The organism is Negadavirga shengliensis, from assembly GCF_042652345.1.
GTDB lineage: Bacteria > Bacteroidota > Bacteroidia > Cytophagales > Cyclobacteriaceae > Negadavirga > Negadavirga shengliensis.
Genome location: NZ_JBHSJJ010000001.1, coordinates 38,912 through 60,285, shown reverse-complemented (window position 1 = coordinate 60,285; position 21,374 = coordinate 38,912). Strand labels below are relative to the sequence as shown.

Sequence of the window (21,374 nt, the reverse complement as noted above, 5' to 3'; positions counted from 1 at the left end):
AATTTCCAATTCAGGTTAGGGTTAAAAATGTAAAAAAAATACCCCAAACGGGGTATTTTTTGGTGTGTCTCATTTCTCTACCTTTGTTCTGGGTGATTAAGCAACTTTTTTGACTTTATCTTTTGCTAAATTCTTGAAGGGCCGCAACTATGATATTTTTTGGCCCTTTTTTCCATTACAAAGGCCTGTTTTATTTTAACCAAGCCAGACTGATTTCATCAGGGGTTTTCATCCTGTCAGCCAGCCTCATATATCTATCGGACAGTCCGGCCAGATAATCCTGTGCTTTGGAAGCCATGTCGTTCAATCCCGTTACCGTTTCCACTTTCCATAGTTTCACAAGATGTTCGATGATTCTGGCATAGTCCCAACCGGTATAAATCCCGATTTTTTGGGTAATGGCAGAAAACTGGTCGAATAATGTGGGGTTGGGGCCTCCTTTTCCCATCAAGACGGCAGGCATCACAATTTGCTTCCGCATCATTTTTTCGAAAGCCAGCATGGCTCCGCTTGGGTCGATTTCAAAGATTTTGGACATAAAGGTCTTATAAGCCTTTTCGTGTCTGGCTTCATCTCCGGCAATTTGCTTGCAGATTTTACCCAATATGGTATCCCCGGCTTTATCGGCCAACTTTCCTGTATTTACGTGGGAAATCTTGGTGGCCCTTTCCTGAAAAGAAGTATAAATAATGGCCTGATAGGGATCTTTTTCAGATCTTGGATCAAAACCGTTATAAATCAACCTGTGGATGGTCTGTTCTACTTTTCTCATATCTGCTCTCCCGGAGAGGTAAAGGTATTTGTTGAGCAAATCACCATGCCGGTTTTCCTCAGCCGTCCAGGCTTTGGTCCAGCGGACCCAACCTTTCTCGCTGGTAAGGTTACCCTCTTCATTGATGCCTACCAACATATTGAAATACGTCTGGTAACTGGGAAGCGCCTCTTCTGTTATCATATTGCCTACCAAAGAGGTAATGACAGTATCAGGGATGCCTTCAGCACGTTCCCGGAGGAGTTTTACTTGATCCAGGGCATCGGGTTGTGTCATGTCGGGCAAAAAATCCGTAGGCTGCCAGCAATCATCCGGATCCAGGAGGGTATTGTCCACCATCTCACTTACCAAATCATTTAACTGGCTGATGACTTCGGCATTTTTTTCCAACTCGTAATTGATATTGTCTGACTTGTTCATAATTTCTTCATTGGTTTTAAGGCAATAAAATGGTGATGAAAATCTTCCAGCTAATGCCCATGTTACAAATTAACATCATTGTACCCAATAAATAAAATGATTGTATTTAAGCGGTTGGAGGATTTACTCCCATAACGAGTACAACTTGATTATAATTCATTTAATTTGATATGAAAACCAATGACATCATTGGTTTGTTTTCAATAATCCAGCTTATAGGCGGCCACCTTATCTTTAAAGAATGTAGGGACGAGCACGATGTTTTCATCGGGGATAAACCCGATATCAGCTGTGTTGGATTCCTCCTGTGTGGTATCCAGGATTTTGGTGGCTTCACCATCCTGAACCAGGTAAATTTCACCTCCCCATTTGCTCGCTATAAAAGTGTCGTCATCAATAATGATCAGGCCATCCCCGCCGGTAACTTCATCATTGATAACTTCATAGCTGCCATCCTCGCTGTACTTTTTAAGACCCTCAGCATCCAACCCATACAGGACCCCACCATCACTTACCCGAAGGCCGTTGATATTTTTCTGGTTTTCGGCGAATGTTTTTATCTCCCCTTCTTCCAGATACAGGATCTTTCCGGCCCTCATGTCCGAAAAATACACCCGGCTGCCATCATGGTCTGCATCATTCAGAAAGACCGCATCGGAGACCTCATATATCTGGCTGATTTCTCCTGAAGACAACTCAATTTCTACCAGCCGGTCTACGTCCGTAACATACAAACTACCATCTTTTACCGTCATTCCTTTCGGAGCATGAAGACCGCTTACCCAGTCTCTTTCGATTATTTCACCATCTTTACTGAGCTTAGAAATAGACCCAACACCGTCTTTTTCAGCTGGATCCCCTTCGATGTTGGCCACGTAGATGTGTCCGTCACTGTCTTCGTAATGAACCGACTCATTGGTGGTCAATTCAGCAGGGGTTTCCCACAGCAACTCCATCTGGGGTTCCGAGACAGTGATCATCTCTTCAGATTCTGTTTCTTGATTTTCTGATCGTTGCGCCTGCTCACAGCCTGCGGCAAGCATGAAAATTGCGGCAACAATCAAAGCTTTTGCTTGTTTGGTCGATGTAGCACTCATGTCGGGATTTGTTTTGGTTTGTTACAAATTTGGTGAATATTCTGTTAATTGTAATGGTTATTTTAGAATCACTTATTGGTTATGCCGTTATTGTGGTTTTTATTCCCGTTATTTCGTTCTTCTTGTAATTTTATCACTTATAAACTATTTTAATAAAATGGCAAGGTTCGTGCCAAGTAGGGGCAGCTAAAATTGAAAAGGATTGTCTGTTTGGAGACTTATGATATCAAGGTCTTGCGGAGATGACTCAAAAATGATTTATTTTACAGATCCATAATCTTAATAATACGGAAATGAGAAGCATATGTTGGCTTAATGGCTTTTTTATCTTAATGATCGCGTTTTCTTGTACATCAAATATCAATCATCCTGTTGATCCTACAAAGCTTTCTGAGGCGGAACGCCTGGAATTAGCGAAAGAACTGGCACAAAACACGGTAATGGTGGATGGTCATGTGGATTTACCTTATCGGATGAAAGTAGGAGGATTTACCTTACAAAGGGAAATCCTCGATGTTTCTGAGAGGACCGAAGGGGGCAACTTTGATTATCCACGTTCAAAAGAAGGCGGGTTGGATGCACCATTTATGTCCATTTATATCCCCTCCAGCTATCAGGAAACAGGCGGGGCCAAAGTGCTGGCGGATTCTCTTATAAAAATGACAGAAAGGTTAGCCGTTTCATGGCCGGATAAGTTTGCCATGGCATATAGTCCGGATGATATAGAAAAGAACTTTGAGGAGGGAAAAATTTCGCTTCCCATGGGCATGGAAAACGGCGCGGCCATCGAAGACGACTTGGACAACCTGCATTATTTTTATAAAAGAGGTATCCGCTACATTACCCTTACCCATGGCAGGGACAATCTGATAGGGGATTCTTCCTATGATACCACCCGTACGCATGGAGGGCTGAGTGACTTCGGTAAAAAAGTAGTGAAAGAAATGAACAGGCTGGGCATTATGGTAGATGTCAGTCATATTTCCGATGATACTTTCTATGATGTCATGGATATCACAGAAGTACCTGTAATCGCCTCACATTCTTCATCGAGACATTTTACGCCAGGATTTGAGCGGAACATGGATGACGAAATGATACGTAGGCTGGCTGAAAACCAAGGCGTCATCATGATCAATTTTGGAGGGAGTTTTATCGACCAGGAATACCGGGAAAGAAATGAAGAAGTAAGAGAGCATATCGTCAACTGGCTGGCTGAGCGGGGTCACAGCCGGAATGATCCTGAAGCCCGGGAATACATTGAAAAATATGTGGCCGATAATAATCCATTTCCAACGGTAAAGAGGGTGGCGGATCATTTTGACCATGTTGTCACCTTGGTGGGTATTAATCATGTTGGCCTGGGGTCGGATTTTGACGGTGTGGGGGACACACTGCCCACCGGCTTAAAGGACGTTTCCATGTATCCCAACCTGATTGCTGAGCTGCTGGCAAGGGGATACAGTAAGGAGGATATTGAGAAAATCTGCTACAAGAATGTTTTCAGGGTATGGAGAGCTGTTGAGGCATTCGCCGCTGGAAAATCCTGATTACAGGATGAGTTCGTATTTTTGTTCCATCAGGCTTTTTCCGAAAGCGGTTGATGGCTTTTCATCAATCAACCGGAATCCGGCTTTTCTGTACAAAGAAGCTGCGATGGGGAGGTTGTTGGTCGTTTGAAGATACACAGTGGTGTAGCCAAAATGTTTTGCGGCTTCCATGAACCTGGCCATCAGTTCCTTACCGAGTCCTATGCCCTGAAATGAAGGTTCGATCAAAAAATACCGGAGTTGCGCCTGTTCTGGAGACCGATGCACAAGGGCAATACATCCCACAATCTTTTTTTTGTGTTCGGCAATCCATATTTTGTCTAAACCATCTTTAAAATTCCTGGCGAAATCGGAAAAGGTTTCTGCTACATAAATTTCAAAGGACAGTCCAAACCCATAGCCCTGATGGTAAATTCTGCCGTGCATTTCTGTGATGGCACCAATGTCACCAGGAACCAATTCTTGTCGAAAAAAAATATCATTCAAATGGGGAAAGCTGTTCATGTGTTTATAGAAAATCCATCATTGAAATTCCGGTACCATAATGGTTTAGGGTCAAAACCCCTGTCATATCACGTCTACCTTAGGGTAGTGGCCGTTCGACATATGACAAAGGCGCTGGTAAAGTTCAAAAGCTGAAGGATTTTATACAAGGAAGAGTTGATGTTTTTTTGCTTGAACAGAGAATAAGAATTAAATTGAGCTATCATTTGAATAAATTGTGTTTTGGCAGGACAATGTTTTTGTCGCCAATTAATTGAATCTAACCCCAATACTCCGAAATAAATTATGTCACAAATCGATTTGTATTTCCAGCAGGCCCAGGAGGCCTTTTTAGTTTTCAAGACTTTAGAGAATGACAAAAAATCAGCGTTTCTTGAAGAGATGGCTTCCCAAATAGATGCGGTCAGGAATCAATTGGTGCCCACCGCTGCAAGAGAATCCCATTTGCCTGAGGGACGGATTACCGGAGAGTTGGGAAGAACATTGGGGCAGATAAAGCTTTTTGCGAAATTGATAGCAGAAGGCAGTTGGGTGGAGGCAGTGATTGACCATGCCGATCCGGAAAGAAGCCCGCTGCCCAAACCGGATATTCGCAGAATGCTGAGACCTCTCGGACCGGTAGTGGTCTTTGGGGCGAGCAATTTTCCTCTTGCCTTTTCCACCGCGGGAGGAGATACGGTTTCGGCATTGGCGGCAGGATGCCCGGTAATATATAAAGCCCATCCCGCCCATCCTGAGACATCCAGGATGGTAGCGGAAGCCATCAGAACCGCTGTGAGATTGAGCAAGCTCCCGAAGGGAGTTTTTCAGCATGTGGAAGGAGGAGCGGAGACCGGACAGGAACTGGCAGCTCATCCACTGGCGAAGGCAGTGGCCTTTACCGGCTCATTCCGGGGAGGAAAGGCCCTTTTTGATACGGCCAATAGAAGGGAAGTCCCCATTCCTGTCTATGCCGAAATGGGCAGTGTGAACCCTATTTTCGCTTTTGAGAAGAGGCTGGACAACCAAATGGAAGCCTTGGCCGGGGCATATGTTTCTTCGCTTTCCCTTGGTGTGGGTCAGTTTTGTACAAACCCGGGATTGATATTTATTCCGCAATCGGCAGAGGCAAACTTTTCCGCCGCCGTGGCGTCACTTCTTGAAGAAGTGGTATCTGCACCCATGCTGCATGAGGGGATAGCGAAAAGCTATTATACGTCACTGGAAAACCTGAAAAGCAGCAACAAGCTGGAGTGGTTAAAAACCGCCACAGCTTCTGAATTATTGACAGGCAATGCTGCCTTTGCAAAGGTACAGGCAGCAGACTGGTTAGACGATGATGATTTTCAGGAAGAGGTTTTTGGCCCGTTCGGGATCATGGTGGTATATAAAGATGGCGGTGAGTTGGAACAAATTGCTTTGCAGCTAAAAGGCCAGCTTACCTGTACGGTTTGGGCAGAGGAAGCTGAACTTGAAGACAACCAGGGTTTTTTAAATTTATTGGAAGAAAAATGTGGGCGTCTGCTATTCAAAGGTGTACCCACCGGAGTGGAGGTGGGTTATGCCATGCAGCATGGAGGTCCATATCCCTCCACTACAGACAGCCGAAGTACTTCAGTCGGGACCCATGCCATCAAACGCTTTGTCCGTCCGGTGGCCTATCAGGACATGCCCGGGAAGTTTTTACCGGATGCATTGAAAGAAGCCAACCCCTTGGGCATTTGGAGAACGGTGGACGGCAGCTGGATGAAGTAAGCAGGATAAACAACAATGGCCCCTTCCTTTGGTTTTAGGGGAGGGGGCTTTGTACAAAGCCGGGAGAAAACCGTCGGTTGCCATGGTTTTCATTACCGGACTCTTAAACTTTATGCTGGTTGTTTGGGTAAAAATACCTGGATTTGATTTTTCATTTTTGGATGAGTATTCTCAAAATTTTTTAGTAACGCTGGATTTTACATTTTCCGAATTGATTACATTGCTTATAAAAATGATAACTTATAACGTCAAACCTATTTGAGAATGATTAGAACATTTGTTTCGTTGATGCTCCTCCTTTGGGTTACAGCGGCTTTTTGCCAGGAGGAAATGTATTTACGGGTAAACCTCCTGGGTTATCTTCCCGAAGATGTCAAGGTAGCTTTGGCCTTCGGCAAGTCGCCGGTGAGGGAGAGGGTGCAGCTTTTCCGGGTAGCGGAAGATGAGCCGGTGGTGGAACTTCGCCCCGGAAAAGTGAAAACAGCTACCTGGGGTACCTTTGATCATTATTATGAACTGGATTTTTCCGAAATCAACACACCGGGTGAATATTACCTCAAAACAAAAAAAACCGGACAGCAGTCTGCGATTTTCAAGATTGGACGGGATGCATACGGAAACCATCAGGAAACCTTATTGGAATTTATGCGCCAACAGCGGTGTGGGTATAATCCTACTTTGGACATGGTCTGTCATTCCAAGGATGGAAGAAGCCATTATGGCCCGCTGTCCGACAGTACCTACGTGGACCTGACCGGGGGCTGGCATGATGCAGGCGATCAACTTAAATATTTGATTACGGGCAGTTATGCTACCGCACATATGCTGAAAACTTTTGAACTGTACCCTGAAAAGTTTGCCGACAATTACAACGCTTTGGGACAGCCAGGGAGTAACGGTATACCCGATGTACTGGATGAAGCCAAATGGGGCTTGGACTGGATCCATAAATTGCATCCCGCACCTGAGCTGCTGTTTCACCAAATTGCGGATGACAGGGACCACCGGGGATTCAAAATACCCAACCGGGATATCTCGGATTACGGCTGGGGAGAAAACAGCTACAGGGCGGGATATGTGGCTACCGGGGAACCTCAGGGTTTGGGAAAGTATAAAAGTGAGGCCACCGGAGTGGCCAACCTCGCAGGAAGAAGTGCAGCAGCGATGGCCATTGCCGCCAGGATATGGGAGGAGCATCTGAATGACCCCGCTTATGCCATAAAATGCAAGCGGGCTGCCATCTCCCTTTATAAGTTAGGCCGGGAAAACGAAGGCTACCAGCAGGGCAACTCCTATGGGGCGCCCTACCGCTACAATGAAGAAACCTGGACCGATGATATGGAATGGGGCGCGGCCGAATTATACAAGCTGACCGGGGAAACAGAATACCTCGAACAAGCCAAAGCCTACGCCTTGGAAAGCGCCAATGAGGATGCATGGACAGTGAGAGATTCCGCGGCCCATTATCAGCTCTATCCTTTTATCAATATGGGCCACTTCGCCCTGCACGAGCATGTGGATGATGATTTCAAAAAAAACCTGGAAGGTTATTACCGTGAGGGGATAGAATACACACTTCAAAGGGCCAAAAGAAATCCATTTCATATCGGTATTCCATTCATTTGGTGCTCGAATAATTTACTGACAAGCCTTGTCGCCCAGGTGATTCTCTTTGAAAAGATGACGGGAGACAAAAGTTATGCCCCCTTTTTGGCGGCACAGCGGGATTGGCTGTTTGGGCGGAATCCCTGGGGCACATCCATGTTTACCCGGCTGCCTGAGCATGCGGAACACCCCGTTGAAGTGCATACCAGCGTATATGTCATGTTGGGCCTTGAGGTTCCGGGGGGTCTGATTGACGGGCCGATATACAGGACCATCCATGATAACCTTCTTGGATTAACCCTGCATAAACCCGATAAATTTGCCCATTTGCAAAACAATCATGTGGTCTACCATGACGATGTGGGGGACTATAGCACCAATGAACCCACAATGGACGGTACCGCGGGGGCCATATTAATGATGGCACACTTTGGAATGGATGCTGAGTAAATGAATGCATTGGGTAGCTTACAAACCAAGCTGACAAAACTTTCGGAAGGTGAGTTGAAAACAAGGGATCTGGAGACAGGTTTTAAGCAGATAGCCGCCTTATTGATGACCGAAGTGATGATCAGTGGCCCTTCCGGGTCGTTCTGGATAGATGAATTGGAGTTTTATCTTTATGACGGTGGCTATTGCAGGGATAGGTATACCCATTGTCATGAACGTCAGCTGGGATTCGGTACTTGGTATTTTCACCGGTACCGCACTTTTGACAGTTTCATGCGGTTCAGCAGGAATGGCCTGGACCTGACTTTTGGGAGCAAGGAAAACCGGAGATATGGAGGGATCCTGTTGCGGGCTGTCAGGGACGCTGCCAGTTGGAAGCAAATAAAAGGGATCAACAGGACCGTAAAGGCTTTGATTGACGGGTTGGATGCCCGGGCAGTGGAGCGCCTGGCATTTGGACAGGACGGTTTTGTCTTTGATCCGGGCCAGCCGCTACATTTGACCGGTACCTCTTTGAAACGGCCGGGGAAGGTGGTGGAAAGTCCGCGTAAAGGTCTAAATCCTGGCAGGGACCCGGATTTTTTCAATAAAAAATGGAATTATACCTATCAGATTGGTTGAATGGGAAATGGTTGTTGTTTCTGATGTTGTCGCAGGGACAGGAGGTGTAATGAAAGTTTTCCCCTTTTTTGGGAATATAGGGGAAAAACGGAATAATTTCAGAATCCGGGTGTGGAAGGCTTTAATGAGTTTGATTCTTACTTTCGCTTATTTTCCTTATAAAAACCAGTAGGTCATGGATTTCGGACCAGGAAAATGGGAGGATTTGTTGGGAATGCGCCACAGCATCTCTTAGTTTTCCTATTTTTCCGAAACAGGAGTTGTATCGGTCCCTGGTAAGGCAAGGGTCAAATTTTTTGTATCGCCGTTTTTTGGAAAAAATGCTGCCCAAATCAGCCAATTGCAGACACTGCAGCAAATCGATTTCTTCATTTCTTGCGGTTTTAAGAAGCAACAGCTTATGGGCCGCTGTCAACCTTTCTTGCGAAAGATACTGTTGCCAGTCTGGTACTTCTTCCTTTACCAATTGTCTGAGGTTGGTTTCCAGTGCGCTGATCAGGCCGAAAAGCGCGAGCCTCATGGGGATTTTGTCCAGATCACTTTGTGTCACAATATGGTCTACCTGATTTCCGTTTCGGATGAAAAATCTGCGTTTGTTCATCAGAGCCTCAAAGGCTTTCAGCAGTGGGGTATTATTGCTTAGCAGGTCAGCATAAGTAAGCGGGGAGGGACTTATATCGCCCTCATCGTACTTCAACAGCCCCTTGTCCGAAGTAATAACCGCCGATTGAAAATTCCTTTTTCGCATCTCCTCATGGTAATTGTCTTCACGGAAAATCAGGAGTTTTTCCGCGATGCTCATGACAGAGATATGATTTTCAAAGAGTCGGAGAAGATGGTTTTGCACAGACATAAAGAACCAATTTACATTTTACGGGCCATACGATAACTAAATATAAGAAGCTTGGCTGAATAAAAAGGATAACATCCCGGGCATTGATGAAAAGTACCGTCGGTAAAGGTTAATAGCAGTTTTGTTTTTTTGCATGTATATTTGCCCGGCTACCGTGCCGCCAAAAACAGGCAGGGTAGACTGAGCATTTTTGGATGCCTTAAAGAACGCCAATCTGTTAATACAATTTAATATATGAAAATGGTCAAACCTCCTTCCGTTACTCCCGACGTCCTTTTCTTCAGCGGGATTTTATGGGATTATCACCGTCTTTACCACCGGCTGGAAAAAAGCGACTGTATTCTTGTGCTGGGCAGTAATGATCCCCGGGTAGCGGAAAGGGGCGCCGAACTGTGGTTGAAGGGATTTGCTCCTCATCTGGTCTTTTCAGGTGGTTTGGGAAATTTTACCAAAGGCCTTTGGGATGAGCCTGAGGCGGATAAATTTGCCGGTATTGCCTATAAAATGGGCGTGCCGAAAGAGGCGGTACTGGTTGAAAACCAATCCGCCAATACCGGTGAAAACATCCGGTTTACCCAGAAACTGTTGGGATCGCGGGGTTTGAATCCGGGGCGTTTCATTGTGGTACAGAAGCCTTTTATGGAAAGAAGAAGCTATGCTACTTTTAAAAAACATTGGCCCGATAAATCCCTTTGTGTCACGAGTCCACAGATCCCTTTTCATGAATATGCCCATGAAGAGATGCCGATGCACTCGGTGATAGAAGCCATGGTGGGCGATCTGCAACGGATAAAAATATACCCAGAAAAGGGTTTCCAAATCCCGCAGGATATTCCCGAAAAGGTTTGGCATGCTTATGAGTGGCTGGTGAACATGGGCTTTGATGGCCATTGTTTGGCAGATCGACAGTAATTCTGGACACCTCAATAACCACGACAACAATGACAATCATGAAAATGGTATTCTCTTACACGATGACCCCGAAAGTACAGGACAGTATACTTGTGCAATTTTAGTATTTTAACCATCCAAAATTATATCCATTTTAATTTTAAGAAGGCTTTGATGCGAATGAGATGAGACAGGTGGCTTTTACCATGAAACTGATTCCCGGGAATGAGGGAGAATATGAAAAACGGCACCGGGAGATTTGGCCGGAACTTGCCGGTTTGCTAAAGGATGCCGGTATAGTGGAATACTACATTTATTTGGATCAAGCCACGGGGACCCTGTTTGCCTTCCAGAAGCTGAAGAAGGATGCGGACACCGGGCAATTACCCGCCACCGCCCTCATGAAAAAGTGGTGGGCCCATATGGCGGATATCATGGAAGTCAATCCGGACCAATCCCCTGTTGTACATTCCTTAAAAGAAGTCTTTGAATTATAAACCTTCTGCAAGTTCCTGTTTCAAGTCAGGATATTAAGAGGACTATTGGTTGATATTGATGTCTGCTAAAAATAAAATAAGTAAACTTTCTGTGTACGTTTCCATAACACTGCCAGTGTTGCTTTTTTGTCTTGCGAAGTCTCCTGATGCGATAAGTCAGAACGCGGGGATGTGGCCGGAAACGAAAGCAGAACATAAGCCGTGGTCAAGGTGGTGGTGGATGGGAAATGCCGTGGACAGTACTAACCTAAGGGACTTGATGGATGCCTATGAAGCGGCGGGCCTAGGGGGCCTGGAAATCGCGCCAATATATGGAGCCAAAGGATTTGAGGACCGCTACCTTGGGTTTCTTTCGGCGGATTGGCTGAACATGCTTCATTTTACTGCCGGCCTTGCCAGCCAGAAAGGAATGGGGATAGACCTTACGCAGGGGACAGGGTGGCCGTTTGGAGGACCGCAGGTAGCACCTGAAATGGCCGCTGCAAGAATGGTAGTACAGACACACCGTTGGAAAGGCGGAAACGGCCTTGACCGGCCCCTGGTTTTGGAAGACAAAAAAGGGCAGCAGCTGCATCATGACCTGATTGCGCTGATGGGCTATCATGAGGATGGGCGCGTGGAGGAATTGACGGCAAAAGCGAAAGCGGATGGCACCCTTGATTGGGACCAGGAGGGCGTATGGCGTCTGCTGGCGGTGTTTCAGGCTCAAACGGGGCAAATGGTAAAACGTGCGGCCCCCGGAGGAGAGGGGTTCACCCTGGACCATTTCAACAAAGACGCTGTGGCGAATTACCTGCAGTCGTTCGCAAAAGCGTTTGGAGATCATACCCCCGGCATCAGGGCTTTTTATAATGACAGCTTCGAAGTGTATGGCTCCGATTTTACCGGTAGTTTTTTTGATGAGTTTGAAAGAAGGCGGGGTTATGATTTGAAACCCTATCTTTCCCAATTGCTGGACAATTCACCCGCTGAAAAAGGGATCCGCATCAAATCGGATTATAGAGAAACCATCCACGATATGTTGTTGGAGTATTTTACCCGGCAATGGACTGGCTGGGCCCACCGGCGGGGGAAAAAGACCAAGAATCAGGCCCATGGCTCTCCCGGCAACCTGTTGGACCTCTATGCAGCAGTGGATATCCCGGAAGGGGAAACATTTGGCTCCAGCTATTTCCCTATACCCGGAATCAGGAGGGACAGTGCCGATATTAGGAACGTCGACCCGGACCCGCTCATGTTGAAATTCGCTTCTTCCGCCGCTCACCTGACCGGAAAAAACCTGGTATCAAGCGAAACCTTTACCTGGTTAGGAGAACATTTTAAGTCCTCTTTTTCCCAGGCCAAGCCGGAGTTGGAGCAGGCTTTTCTTGCCGGTATCAACCATATGTTTTACCACGGAATTACTTATTCGCCCTTGGACGTGAATTTTCCCGGTTGGCTGTTTTACGCCTCTATCAACCTGAATACCCATAATAGCCTCTGGCCCCATTTTCAGGGCTTCAACGCCTATATTCGCAGAAGTCAGTCTGTTCTTCAGGCAGGAAGGGCAGATAACGAAATATGGATGTATTGGCCGGTATATGATGCATGGGCTGATCCCAAAGGGATCTCCAAAATGTTGACCGTACATGATATTGATGAATGGCTCCATCCCACGCCTTTTTACCAGAACTCCAAACAGCTTATGGAAAAGGGCTTTTCACTTGATTTCATATCCGATGCGTTGCTTGAAGGGACAGAAGTGGACAAAAAGGGCCTGATGAGAACAAAGGACGGAAAGTCTCCGGGGCAGGTGTTGATCATCCCGAAGCTGCATTATCTTCCAGTGGAAACCCTGCAAAAGATAATGGAGGTGGCTGCCGGGGGAGCAAACGTGGTTTTTCAGGAAATGCCCAAAAATGTTCCCGGTTTCTATAACTGGGAAGCCAGAAAGGAGCAGCTTGATGAATTGTGGAAGCAATTGCGGTTTGAGGATGAGGTGAGTGGTTCTTTGAAACGGGCCAAATGGGGTCAGGGGCAGGTGTTGTGGTCACCGGATCTCCTTGTGGCCCTGAATCACCTCGGTGTGCAACGGGAAAGCCTGGTGGACAGCGGTCTCCAATTTATCAGACGGGACCTGGATGGTGATAAATACTATTATCTCGTCAATCATACTGCCGGACAGATAGATAGGGATTTGCTGCTTAATTATGAGGGGAAATCTGCTGTCCTGATGGATCCCCAGCAAGGAATTACCGGACAGGCATCCGTCCGGAAAAAGGAGGGGAAGCTGCTTGTCCGTGTACAGATGGATGCCGGCGAGGCATTGATCATCCACGCGCTTAAAGATGAAATGCCGGGAGTACCGGATTGGAATTATGCCACCGGAAATCCTGAAGAAATGGTGTTGAAGGGAAGGTGGAAGCTGACCTTTGTAGGGGGTGGGCCGGATTTGCCGGCTGGCAGAGAGCTGGATAAACCTGTGTTATGGACCGATTTGACGGATGATCAGGCAGATGTGTTCTCCGGACAGGCTTCCTATGAAACCACATTTGAAATCGATTTTCAGGAAGGAGCTAAGTATATCTTGGATCTGGGGGAAGTTAGGGAGAGCGCCCATGTATGGATAAACGGCCATGAGGCTGGCTATGCATTTGGGGTTCCATTTAAGTTGGATGTGACCCAACATCTCAGAAACGGGGAAAATACGCTGAAAATAGAGGTGGCCAATTTGATGGCCAACAGGATAAGGGACTTGGACCGAAAAGGGATTGAATGGAGAAACTACCATGAGATCAATTTTGTCAACATCGACTATAAACCTTTTGATGCTTCGGGATGGGAAATTATGCCATCCGGATTGCAAGCTCCGGTTACCATAAAAATGTACCGTTAATAAAATATATTCTTGAAATATAAGTTACAGGCAATTAATTAGATACGAGGTTAAAATTTATAAATATAATATTTATTTTGTTAAATTTATGGTCTTCATTTGGTCCCATATTGGATTAAACCCTTCAAAAATAACCTGACCCATGATAGAAGTAAAAACCCTCATTCGATTAGATGAAAACTCCCGTATTCCCAAATATCAACAGATAGTCAATTCTATTATCGAAGACATAGAAAACCGGCATTTAATGGTCGGGGATAAGATCCCATCCATTAATGAAATCAGTGAGGAATATTACCTTTCCAGAGATACCGTCGAGAAGGCCTACAACCAGTTGAAGGAGAAAAAAATCATTCTTTCCGTAAAGGGTAAAGGGTATTATGTGGCTAAAAACGTGTCCACTTCACAAGCGTCTGTTCTTTTTCTCCTCAATAAACTCAGCAATTACAAGTTGAAAATATATAACTCTTTCATAGACAGTATGGGAGCAGATGCTCAGGTGGATCTGAACATCTATCATTGTGACCCTAAGCTACTGTTGAATATTCTCGATGAGAATATGGGCGCCTACGACTACTACGTGATCATGCCCCATTTTAAAGATGAGAAACAAAGGCATTATAACCATGATTTGAATGTCATGGATTGTTTAAAAAAAATACCTGCTGAGAGGTTGATCATCATGGACAATCAGGTACCTGAGCTGGAGGAAAAAGTGTCTTCCATTTACCAGGACTTTAAAAATGACATCTACAACGCGTTGTGTGAGGGAATTTTTCAGCTGCAGCATTATGAAAAATTGCTGTTGGTATATCCCAGCAGCACGGTATATCCCTATCCTCTGGAAATTATGAAAGGGTTTCAGAAGTTCTGTCTGGACTTTGATTTCGACTATGAAATTCTGGAAACAGTCTATCCTGAGATGGAACTTCGGTCCAAAGACACCTTCGTCGTCATTGAGGAAAATGATCTGGTCAACCTGGTAAAACAAGTTAGGGAACAAGGCTATACTTTGGGGAAAGATATCGGGATCATTTCCTATAATGACACTCCTTTAAAAGAACTTCTCGGGATCACCGTCATATCCACAGACTTCAAATTGATGGGGGAAACGGCTGCTTATATGATCAAAAAGAACAAAAGAGAGGCCGTCAAAAATATTTTCAAGTTTATAAACCGGGGTTCTGTTTAGCCGAATGGACATATATAAAACGGTTAACTGTGTACTCCGCCTTCTGATTTTGGTTATATTCGGATTCTTTTTAAAGGCACCGGTGCATTTTATCTTTGATACTGAAAAAAACCGGTGCTTGGATAATTTACGATTTTAATTGATGTTCAAAAAAAGCAGTTTAGTTCAGAAGCTGGACGCCGTCAAGGAATACGAGCGGGAACCCATACCGGCAGGCAAATTCAAAGGATGGAAGAGTTTTTTAGGCACCTACGCAGGGGAACATACCGCCGGAACGGAGTTTGTGATAGGGCCTTTGTTTGTGGCTCACGGGGCAAGTGCGGTCGATCTTGTTACCGGGTTGATATTAGGGAATATTCTAGCGGTGTTGAGTTGGGCTTTTTTGACCGCGAAAATCGCTGTTAAAACCCGGATTACCTTATATTACCTTTTGGAGAAAATAGCCGGAAACAAGTTTACCGTCCTGTACAATCTTGTGAATGCAGGGCTTTTTTGTTTTTTGGCGGGAGCCATGATCGCTGTTTCTGCCACGGCGGTGGGGATACCCTTTGATATGGCCATGCCTCAGCTGACCGACATTTATCCCAATAATGTAGGATGGGTGGTTACGGTGTTCGTGGTGGGGGCCATCACCACTTTTGTGGCCATGTTCGGTTTTGATCAGGTATCCAAATTTGCGATGGTAGCGGCTCCTTGGATGATCATGGTATTTATTGCTGCCGCGGTGGCTGTTTTGCCCAGACTCGGCGTGACAGAGATGGGGCAGTTTTGGTCTGTTGCCGAGAGCACCATTTGGACGGGGGTCCCTCTCGAAGGACAAAGTAAATTCGGATTTTGGCACATCCTGTTTTTTGCCTGGTTCTGTAATATGGCCATGCACATTGGGATGGCAGACTTATCCTTATTGAGGTATGCCAGGAAATGGCAATATGGGTTTTCTTCTGCGACAGGGGTTTTTTTAGGCCATTTTATTGCGTGGATTGCCTCAGGGATTTTGTATTCCCTGTTTCTATTGGAATCCGACAATAGCCTGACATTTGCACCGGGTCCGATAGCCTACAGCGCTGTGGGTTTGGCAGGGGCCTTGTGTGTGGTCATCGCCGGATGGACCACCGCCAATCCCACTTTGTACAGGGCGGGGCTGGCCATTCAATCCATCAATCCCAAATGGAAAACCTGGAAAGTTACTTTGTTTGTGGGATTGTTTACCACCATCACCGCTTGCTTTCCCGCATTGGTAATGATGCTGCTGGAATTCGTGGCGTTATATGGACTGATTTTGATGCCCTTGGGTGCTGTTATTTTCATCGATGTATACCTGATGGAAAAGATCGGGCTTAAGCCTTATTATGCCATGGCCACCGGGGTTCAGTTAAACTGGTCGGTCGCGCTCACTTGGGGTGTGACGCTGGCATTTTGTTTGCTGCTTAACCTGATGCTGGGGGTGGAAATTTTCTTTCTTGGACTACCCGGATGGTTTGTGGCGGTACTTGTGTATATTGTAGCAAGTAAGATCAATCAGAAAAGATGAGACAATTACTGAAATGGTTTTCCTATATCGGGCTTGCTTTAACCCTTTTCCCTTCTTTCATGCTCTTTATGGGATTGATCGAGGCCTATACCTGTAAGCAACTGATGGCTTTAGGTACCGTAATCTGGTTTGTCACTGCACCCTCCTGGATGAACAAAGGCAAGGAAAGCAAGGAATGAGAAAGTTTGTTCTTGGATCGAGTCCCGAGCAAGTGAGGGCTCTATTGCCTAACAGAAAGATCATGCCGGTAAGTCTTGGCGGTGTGAAAATCGCCGTAGTAAGGATCAACGATGATTTTTTTGCCTTCGAAAGACTTTGCCCACACCAAAAAACTTCCTTGGAAGAAGGCAATATCAATGCTTATCAGGAAGTGATCTGTCCTCTTCATCATTACCGCTTTGACCTACATACCGGGGAAGTGAGGTCAGGGGATTGCCGGGATTTGCAGATTTACAAGGCTAATTTAAGAGACAACGGCTTGGAAATAACGTTCTAGCTATGGCCGTCCTCCTAAAGCAGGATTTATGCTGATTGGGTTTTATTTCGAATAGGTGCTTTCTTTCGAGGTTTTATTTTTTTAAATTTATCAAATACCAATACATATGGGTTGTTCATTGTTTTGGATGTAAGTTTTGTGGCTGTTGTTACCTGTGGCTTTGATAGCCAGGGAAAATACGGTATCGGGTGCCATTAAAACCTGAAAAATGGGTTTCTTCAGGTCCTTCATGACTATGTGTTTTCATACCTATGGCAATTTCAGATGAAATTCAAGGATATTAGATTGTGGCTGTTCGTTTTCGGATTTGTTTTTCTGATTGCGGCCTATTTGTACCAACATTCACGCACCAACCAGCAACAGCTCGAAGACCAGGCCGTCAAGGCGGTGTCGCTGGCTAAAGGGAGTTTTCTGGATGCTTTTTATAGCTATCACGATCAGCTGGATAGTTATCTGAAAAGAAATTTTTATAAATGGAATTCAACGGATGATCCCCTTAGCCCGGCAGCAGCGCTGGTGGCATTGCTGGATAAGGAAAAGAGGTTCGAGGTCAACAGGATGCGAATGGTCCCCGAGGATAGGGAAAAACGGCTTCCGTTTGAAAATGTCAAAATTAATCTGATCAGGAGAGACAGTGCGTTCTATCTCCATGTAGAAGATTATCGGTTTGTTTTTGAGGAGAGAACAGCGGAGGGAAGTTACCCTACTCCTGATATATCGATGCTGTACCGGAACTTATCCGACAGGATGCAAGTGGGGATTGAAGGGGCGGGCCGGGATTCAAGGACCTTCGAAGTGAGCCATTCCGTGTCCCTGTCCACCCTGATGAAGCATAACCTTCAAAGCCTTTTTTTTGATGAACTTTACCTATTGGATGACGAGGGAACGATACTTTACCCTTCTAAGTCAGCAGGATTGAACCTGCTCAAACCGGACCAATTGGACTCCATAGAAGCAAAAACTACGGGAAATCCGGTTTTTGGCGAGAGAAAGCTGAAACTATACCTGTCAGGGGAAGAATACGAGGGCTTTATCTCTCCGTTTTTTTTGGGGGACAAAAAATTGATGCTTGTGGGGGTCAAGGAAAGCCTTCAATTTCAGAAGGTGGCTTATAGGATAAATTTCAACCTCCTTAATCTTTTTCTCACAGGTTTGCTTCTGATCTTTGTTTCCATTCCCATCATCAGCATTTTTAATTTGAGTGAAGGGGATATTCTTACAAAAAAGCGGGTATTTGGATTAGGCCTATCTCTTATTGTTCTGATGGTGGTGCTGGGTTTTTTCTCATTTTCCCTGATCCGGCATTATCCTTTGGTCACGGCGGATAATGAAGAAATGAATGATTTGACGGCAGCGTTTTCGGCAGAAACTTCAGCCCATATCAAGCGCTTGCAGGCGTACGATGTTCACGGAAAAGGTACTTTGGGGGATTCAGGAACTTCATACGAGCATGTGAATGAACTGTTGACCTTTGATGCCGAAGGCAGAATATTGTCTATGGTCATACCCAATTCAGAAAGGAAAACCTCCCCCGTCAGGTTTGAAGAAAATCCCTTTATATCCATCGCCAGCAGGGATTATGTGAAGCAACTTCCGGATTCTGAGAACGAATATTTTATCAGCGCCCATTATTCGAGAGCGACGGGTGAACTGGAAGGGGTGATCAGTGGGCGTTTTGGTGATATGGGAAGGGCCATTACCTTTAGGCTTGACCGGATTGCGTCCCAACTCAGCGGGAAATACCGTTATTTTATTTTCAGGGCCGATGGCAAAGTATTGTTGAAAAGTGAAAAGGTGAACATCCCGGTCAATTATCTTCAGGAGGGTATAGGGGAGGACAAGTGGCAGGAAATCCTGACGCTGATTAAGAATAATTATAATGCCCGGGCGGATGCCTCTTGGAGAACGCCTTTATATTTTAATGGCTATGAATATGAGGCGTTGTTAAAACGGTTGGATTCAGATCGGTTGGGCGGAGACAACTGGTTGTTGTTTCTTGAAGATAAAAATCTTCAGCATACCTTACACACCTTGGCATCTTTGGAAGCATTAACCGTTTTTATCCCCTATTTACTGGTGTTGATATTGTTGTCATTGTTCACCATGATGGCCAAAAAATCCAGTATTTATTTGGCTTTTGCACAGTTTTCTTTCTATTGGTACAGTCCCTCACCACAAAAAAGGGGGAGGTATTTATGGTTGAACTACATACTGGCTGCGGATATTTTGATATACATACTGATGTATTTATTCATGCCTTTATGTATTTTCAAAATTTATCTGTGGGCGGGAGTATTTGCCATACAGGCGGGTACCTGCAATTTCATTTTGTTACATTATAAGGGCGCTGGACAGTTTAAAGGCAGCAAAATCAATTTTGTGATACCGGCAGTAGCTTTATGGACAGCTTTTGCTGTGGCCTTGTTGTACCTTTCCTATGTGAGTTTGTCCCTTGGATATTTCTTATGGACGGTCGTCATTCTTGTCGTGATAGCAGGTCTGCTGGCATTATGTTTTGGCCTGGCCCGAAAAAACCGGATGCCCAGCTTGCTGCCTACAGATTTTGACAAAACCGGCTTCTTGAAAAGATGGCATGCCAAACTTACCAGATGGTGGAATCTCGTTACGCTAGTGCAGGTGGACAAGCGCATTTACGCCCTTAATTTTTTATTATGGTTGGTCATCATTGGCTTTTTACCCGGATATTTCATCCATCGCCAGATATTCGAACAGGAAAGGTTTATTTGGGAGAATGTGGAGTCCTATACAGCAGAGAAACCGCAAGCTCCCGAAGGGGGGTATGGTGAATTGATCAAAGCCTATGAAAAACTGAGAAGAATAAACTTTGCCAAAATAGCCACCCGGGAAGATAGGCAGATCAGCAAATTTATAGCCCCATCCGAACATCTTTTGCAAGCTTCCTTTTACCTGCCCTCCAATATGGACAGGAAAAGCAAATCTGGTGGCACAGAACAAAAAGGGAATAAAATGGCGTGGCTGATATTGATTCTCCTGATGGTTTTGCTTTTCATCATGATCATGCGATTGGGCAACAAAATCTACCTGATCGATTATCTTTTCACTGTTCACGAGCCCGAATTGCCGGCCAGCGCAAAGGGACAGTTGTACAATTTCATCATCGGTTTGGATTCTAGAAAATCCAGGGAATGGGTGATGCAGCAATTTGGATATGGCCCGAATGAGGTATTGCTGATCGATGTAGGGGGAAAAGACAGAGGACTGCCACGAAGGTTGCCGGTTCACAAAGCGGTGATTTTGGAGAATATTCATTGTATACTGGATACAGCAGAATTTGCCGCTTTTTTGAAGAATTTTAGGAAACAGTATTTTAATAAAGGATTGGGAGTATTTGTAATATCAGGTAAGCCTTTTCAGGAACTTATGCCCCCCAGTCTAACTGCTGGAGAAAGAATGGTATTGTCGGAAATGTTTTCCGGTTTTCTTTTTCATTTTGTGCCTTTGCATTATGCCAATCCTTTGATTGCCCTTCCCTATCCGGATAAAAACTGGGAAAATATGGACAGGTTGGATAGGGAGAGGTATACAAGAAGAATCCAAAGCACCCTCTTTAACGATGAGAAAGTACATGAGCTTTGTGAGGAAATTGCGCATGGGCCCAACGGGGCATCTTTGGCCGCCCTCATCACTGTTGAGTTAATGCAGGATTCTGAAGAGAACCCTCTTTCCCAAGAACGGTTTGAAAAATGCATCCTGTCCATTCAACGGTACAATAAGGCCTACTACATGAATATTTGGGGAGAGCTCAACATGAAGGAGAAGAAGATGGTATACAATTTTGCCAAGGAAGGTTTCATCAATTTTGCCAATAAGGAAACCATGACGGCATTGCTGCAGAAAGGGGTTTTTGTGCTGAACAGCCACCGGGACGGGCTGGTTTTATTCTCCAGGAGTTTCAGAAACTATGCTTATATGAATGCCACCCCAGAGGAACTGAGCAGGTTTAAACAGGACGAACGGAAAACCGGCAATGCGAAGATGATACAGATGGCTGCCTTTAGTTTCGTTTTCATTTCGATTGCGGTGATCAGCTACTATGATCCCAATATTCTCAATCAGACCTCAGCCTATGTCAGCGCGGTAATTGGCGTGGCGGGTACGGTGTACAGTTTCTTTGCTAAAGGTTTTGGAAAAAATATCGACCATGCCAACCACTAAGCCTTGTTGGTATCATTTTTGGTTTATTTTAAGATTCCCCATAATCCAACAATATTTTTTATGGCGATTTTTTTCACATTAAAGATATA

At 45.2% G+C, this 21,374-nt stretch carries 17 protein-coding genes; 12 read left to right on the top strand and 5 right to left on the bottom strand.

All coding sequences use genetic code 11. The features are described 5' to 3' along the window. Positions 1-190: 190 nt before the first annotated feature. Both ACFPFU_RS00250 and ACFPFU_RS00245 read right to left on the bottom strand, forming a co-directional pair. Entirely contained in the window at positions 191-1,192 is a 1,002-nt protein-coding gene (locus tag ACFPFU_RS00250) for an acyl-ACP desaturase (RefSeq protein WP_377060345.1), read from the bottom strand. 200 nt (positions 1,193-1,392) lie between these two features. Continuing rightward, positions 1,393-2,289, bottom strand: coding sequence for an ATP-binding protein (locus ACFPFU_RS00245; protein WP_377060343.1), 897 nt, complete (start codon positions 2,287-2,289; stop codon positions 1,393-1,395). 293 nt (positions 2,290-2,582) lie between these two features. Between ACFPFU_RS00245 and ACFPFU_RS00240 the strand changes: the two genes are divergently transcribed. Continuing rightward, positions 2,583-3,839: a dipeptidase gene (locus ACFPFU_RS00240; RefSeq protein WP_377060342.1), complete on the top strand. Its 1,257-nt coding sequence runs from the start codon at positions 2,583-2,585 to the stop codon at positions 3,837-3,839. Here ACFPFU_RS00240 and ACFPFU_RS00235 read toward each other — a convergent pair whose 3' ends face one another. Further along, positions 3,840-4,343, bottom strand: a complete 504-nt coding sequence (locus ACFPFU_RS00235) for a GNAT family N-acetyltransferase (RefSeq protein WP_377060340.1) — start codon at positions 4,341-4,343, stop codon at positions 3,840-3,842. A gap of 285 nt (positions 4,344-4,628) precedes the next feature. Here ACFPFU_RS00235 and ACFPFU_RS00230 point away from each other — a divergent pair, with 285 nt between their 5' ends. The 3 genes from ACFPFU_RS00230 to ACFPFU_RS00220 all read left to right on the top strand — a co-directional run bounded on the left by ACFPFU_RS00230 (position 4,629) and on the right by ACFPFU_RS00220 (position 8,753). Continuing rightward, positions 4,629-6,077 (top strand): aldehyde dehydrogenase (NADP(+)), encoded by a 1,449-nt coding sequence (locus ACFPFU_RS00230; protein ID WP_377060338.1) that lies wholly within the window; start codon positions 4,629-4,631, stop codon positions 6,075-6,077. A gap of 264 nt (positions 6,078-6,341) precedes the next feature. After that, complete coding sequence (locus tag ACFPFU_RS00225) at positions 6,342-8,132, top strand: glycoside hydrolase family 9 protein (RefSeq protein ID WP_377060336.1); 1,791 nt, start codon at positions 6,342-6,344, stop codon at positions 8,130-8,132. Positions 8,133-8,141: 9 nt separating this feature from the next. Beyond that, positions 8,142-8,753 carry a hypothetical protein gene (locus ACFPFU_RS00220; protein WP_377060334.1) on the top strand — a complete coding sequence of 204 codons (612 nt, stop codon included), beginning with the start codon at positions 8,142-8,144 and terminating at the stop codon, positions 8,751-8,753. A gap of 121 nt (positions 8,754-8,874) precedes the next feature. Here ACFPFU_RS00220 and ACFPFU_RS00215 read toward each other — a convergent pair whose 3' ends face one another. Then, the gene (locus ACFPFU_RS00215; protein ID WP_377060332.1) at positions 8,875-9,555 is read right to left on the bottom strand and encodes a hypothetical protein; all 681 of its coding nucleotides are present in this window, start codon (positions 9,553-9,555) and stop codon (positions 8,875-8,877) included. Between the two features lie 285 nt (positions 9,556-9,840). On the opposite strand from ACFPFU_RS00215, the gene ACFPFU_RS00210 reads away from it, so the two are divergent. The 7 genes from ACFPFU_RS00210 to ACFPFU_RS00180 all read left to right on the top strand — a co-directional run bounded on the left by ACFPFU_RS00210 (position 9,841) and on the right by ACFPFU_RS00180 (position 17,088). Then, positions 9,841-10,518: a YdcF family protein gene (locus ACFPFU_RS00210; RefSeq protein WP_377060330.1), complete on the top strand. Its 678-nt coding sequence runs from the start codon at positions 9,841-9,843 to the stop codon at positions 10,516-10,518. 185 nt (positions 10,519-10,703) lie between these two features. Further along, complete coding sequence (rhaM, locus tag ACFPFU_RS00205) at positions 10,704-10,994, top strand: L-rhamnose mutarotase (protein WP_377060328.1); 291 nt, start codon at positions 10,704-10,706, stop codon at positions 10,992-10,994. 91 nt (positions 10,995-11,085) lie between these two features. Next, positions 11,086-13,869: a glycosyl hydrolase gene (locus ACFPFU_RS00200; RefSeq protein WP_377060326.1), complete on the top strand. Its 2,784-nt coding sequence runs from the start codon at positions 11,086-11,088 to the stop codon at positions 13,867-13,869. A gap of 142 nt (positions 13,870-14,011) precedes the next feature. Beyond that, entirely contained in the window at positions 14,012-15,061 is a 1,050-nt protein-coding gene (locus ACFPFU_RS00195; RefSeq protein WP_377060324.1) for a GntR family transcriptional regulator, read from the top strand. 142 nt (positions 15,062-15,203) lie between these two features. Further along, positions 15,204-16,592, top strand: coding sequence for a purine-cytosine permease family protein (locus tag ACFPFU_RS00190; protein WP_377060322.1), 1,389 nt, complete (start codon positions 15,204-15,206; stop codon positions 16,590-16,592). Beyond that, complete coding sequence (locus tag ACFPFU_RS00185) at positions 16,589-16,771, top strand: hypothetical protein (RefSeq protein WP_377060320.1); 183 nt, start codon at positions 16,589-16,591, stop codon at positions 16,769-16,771. Before ACFPFU_RS00190 ends, ACFPFU_RS00185 begins: the two co-directional genes overlap by 4 nt. Continuing rightward, entirely contained in the window at positions 16,768-17,088 is a 321-nt protein-coding gene (locus ACFPFU_RS00180) for a Rieske (2Fe-2S) protein (protein ID WP_377060318.1), read from the top strand. Before ACFPFU_RS00185 ends, ACFPFU_RS00180 begins: the two co-directional genes overlap by 4 nt. 90 nt (positions 17,089-17,178) lie before the next feature. On the opposite strand, the gene ACFPFU_RS00175 is transcribed toward ACFPFU_RS00180, so the two are convergent. Further along, a complete protein-coding gene (locus tag ACFPFU_RS00175; RefSeq protein ID WP_377060316.1) occupies positions 17,179-17,319 on the bottom strand; it encodes a hypothetical protein in 141 nt (46 codons plus the stop codon). 33 nt (positions 17,320-17,352) lie between these two features. On the opposite strand from ACFPFU_RS00175, the gene ACFPFU_RS00170 reads away from it, so the two are divergent. Further along, the gene (locus tag ACFPFU_RS00170; protein ID WP_377060314.1) at positions 17,353-21,285 is read left to right on the top strand and encodes a hypothetical protein; all 3,933 of its coding nucleotides are present in this window, start codon (positions 17,353-17,355) and stop codon (positions 21,283-21,285) included. Positions 21,286-21,374: the final 89 nt, after the last annotated feature.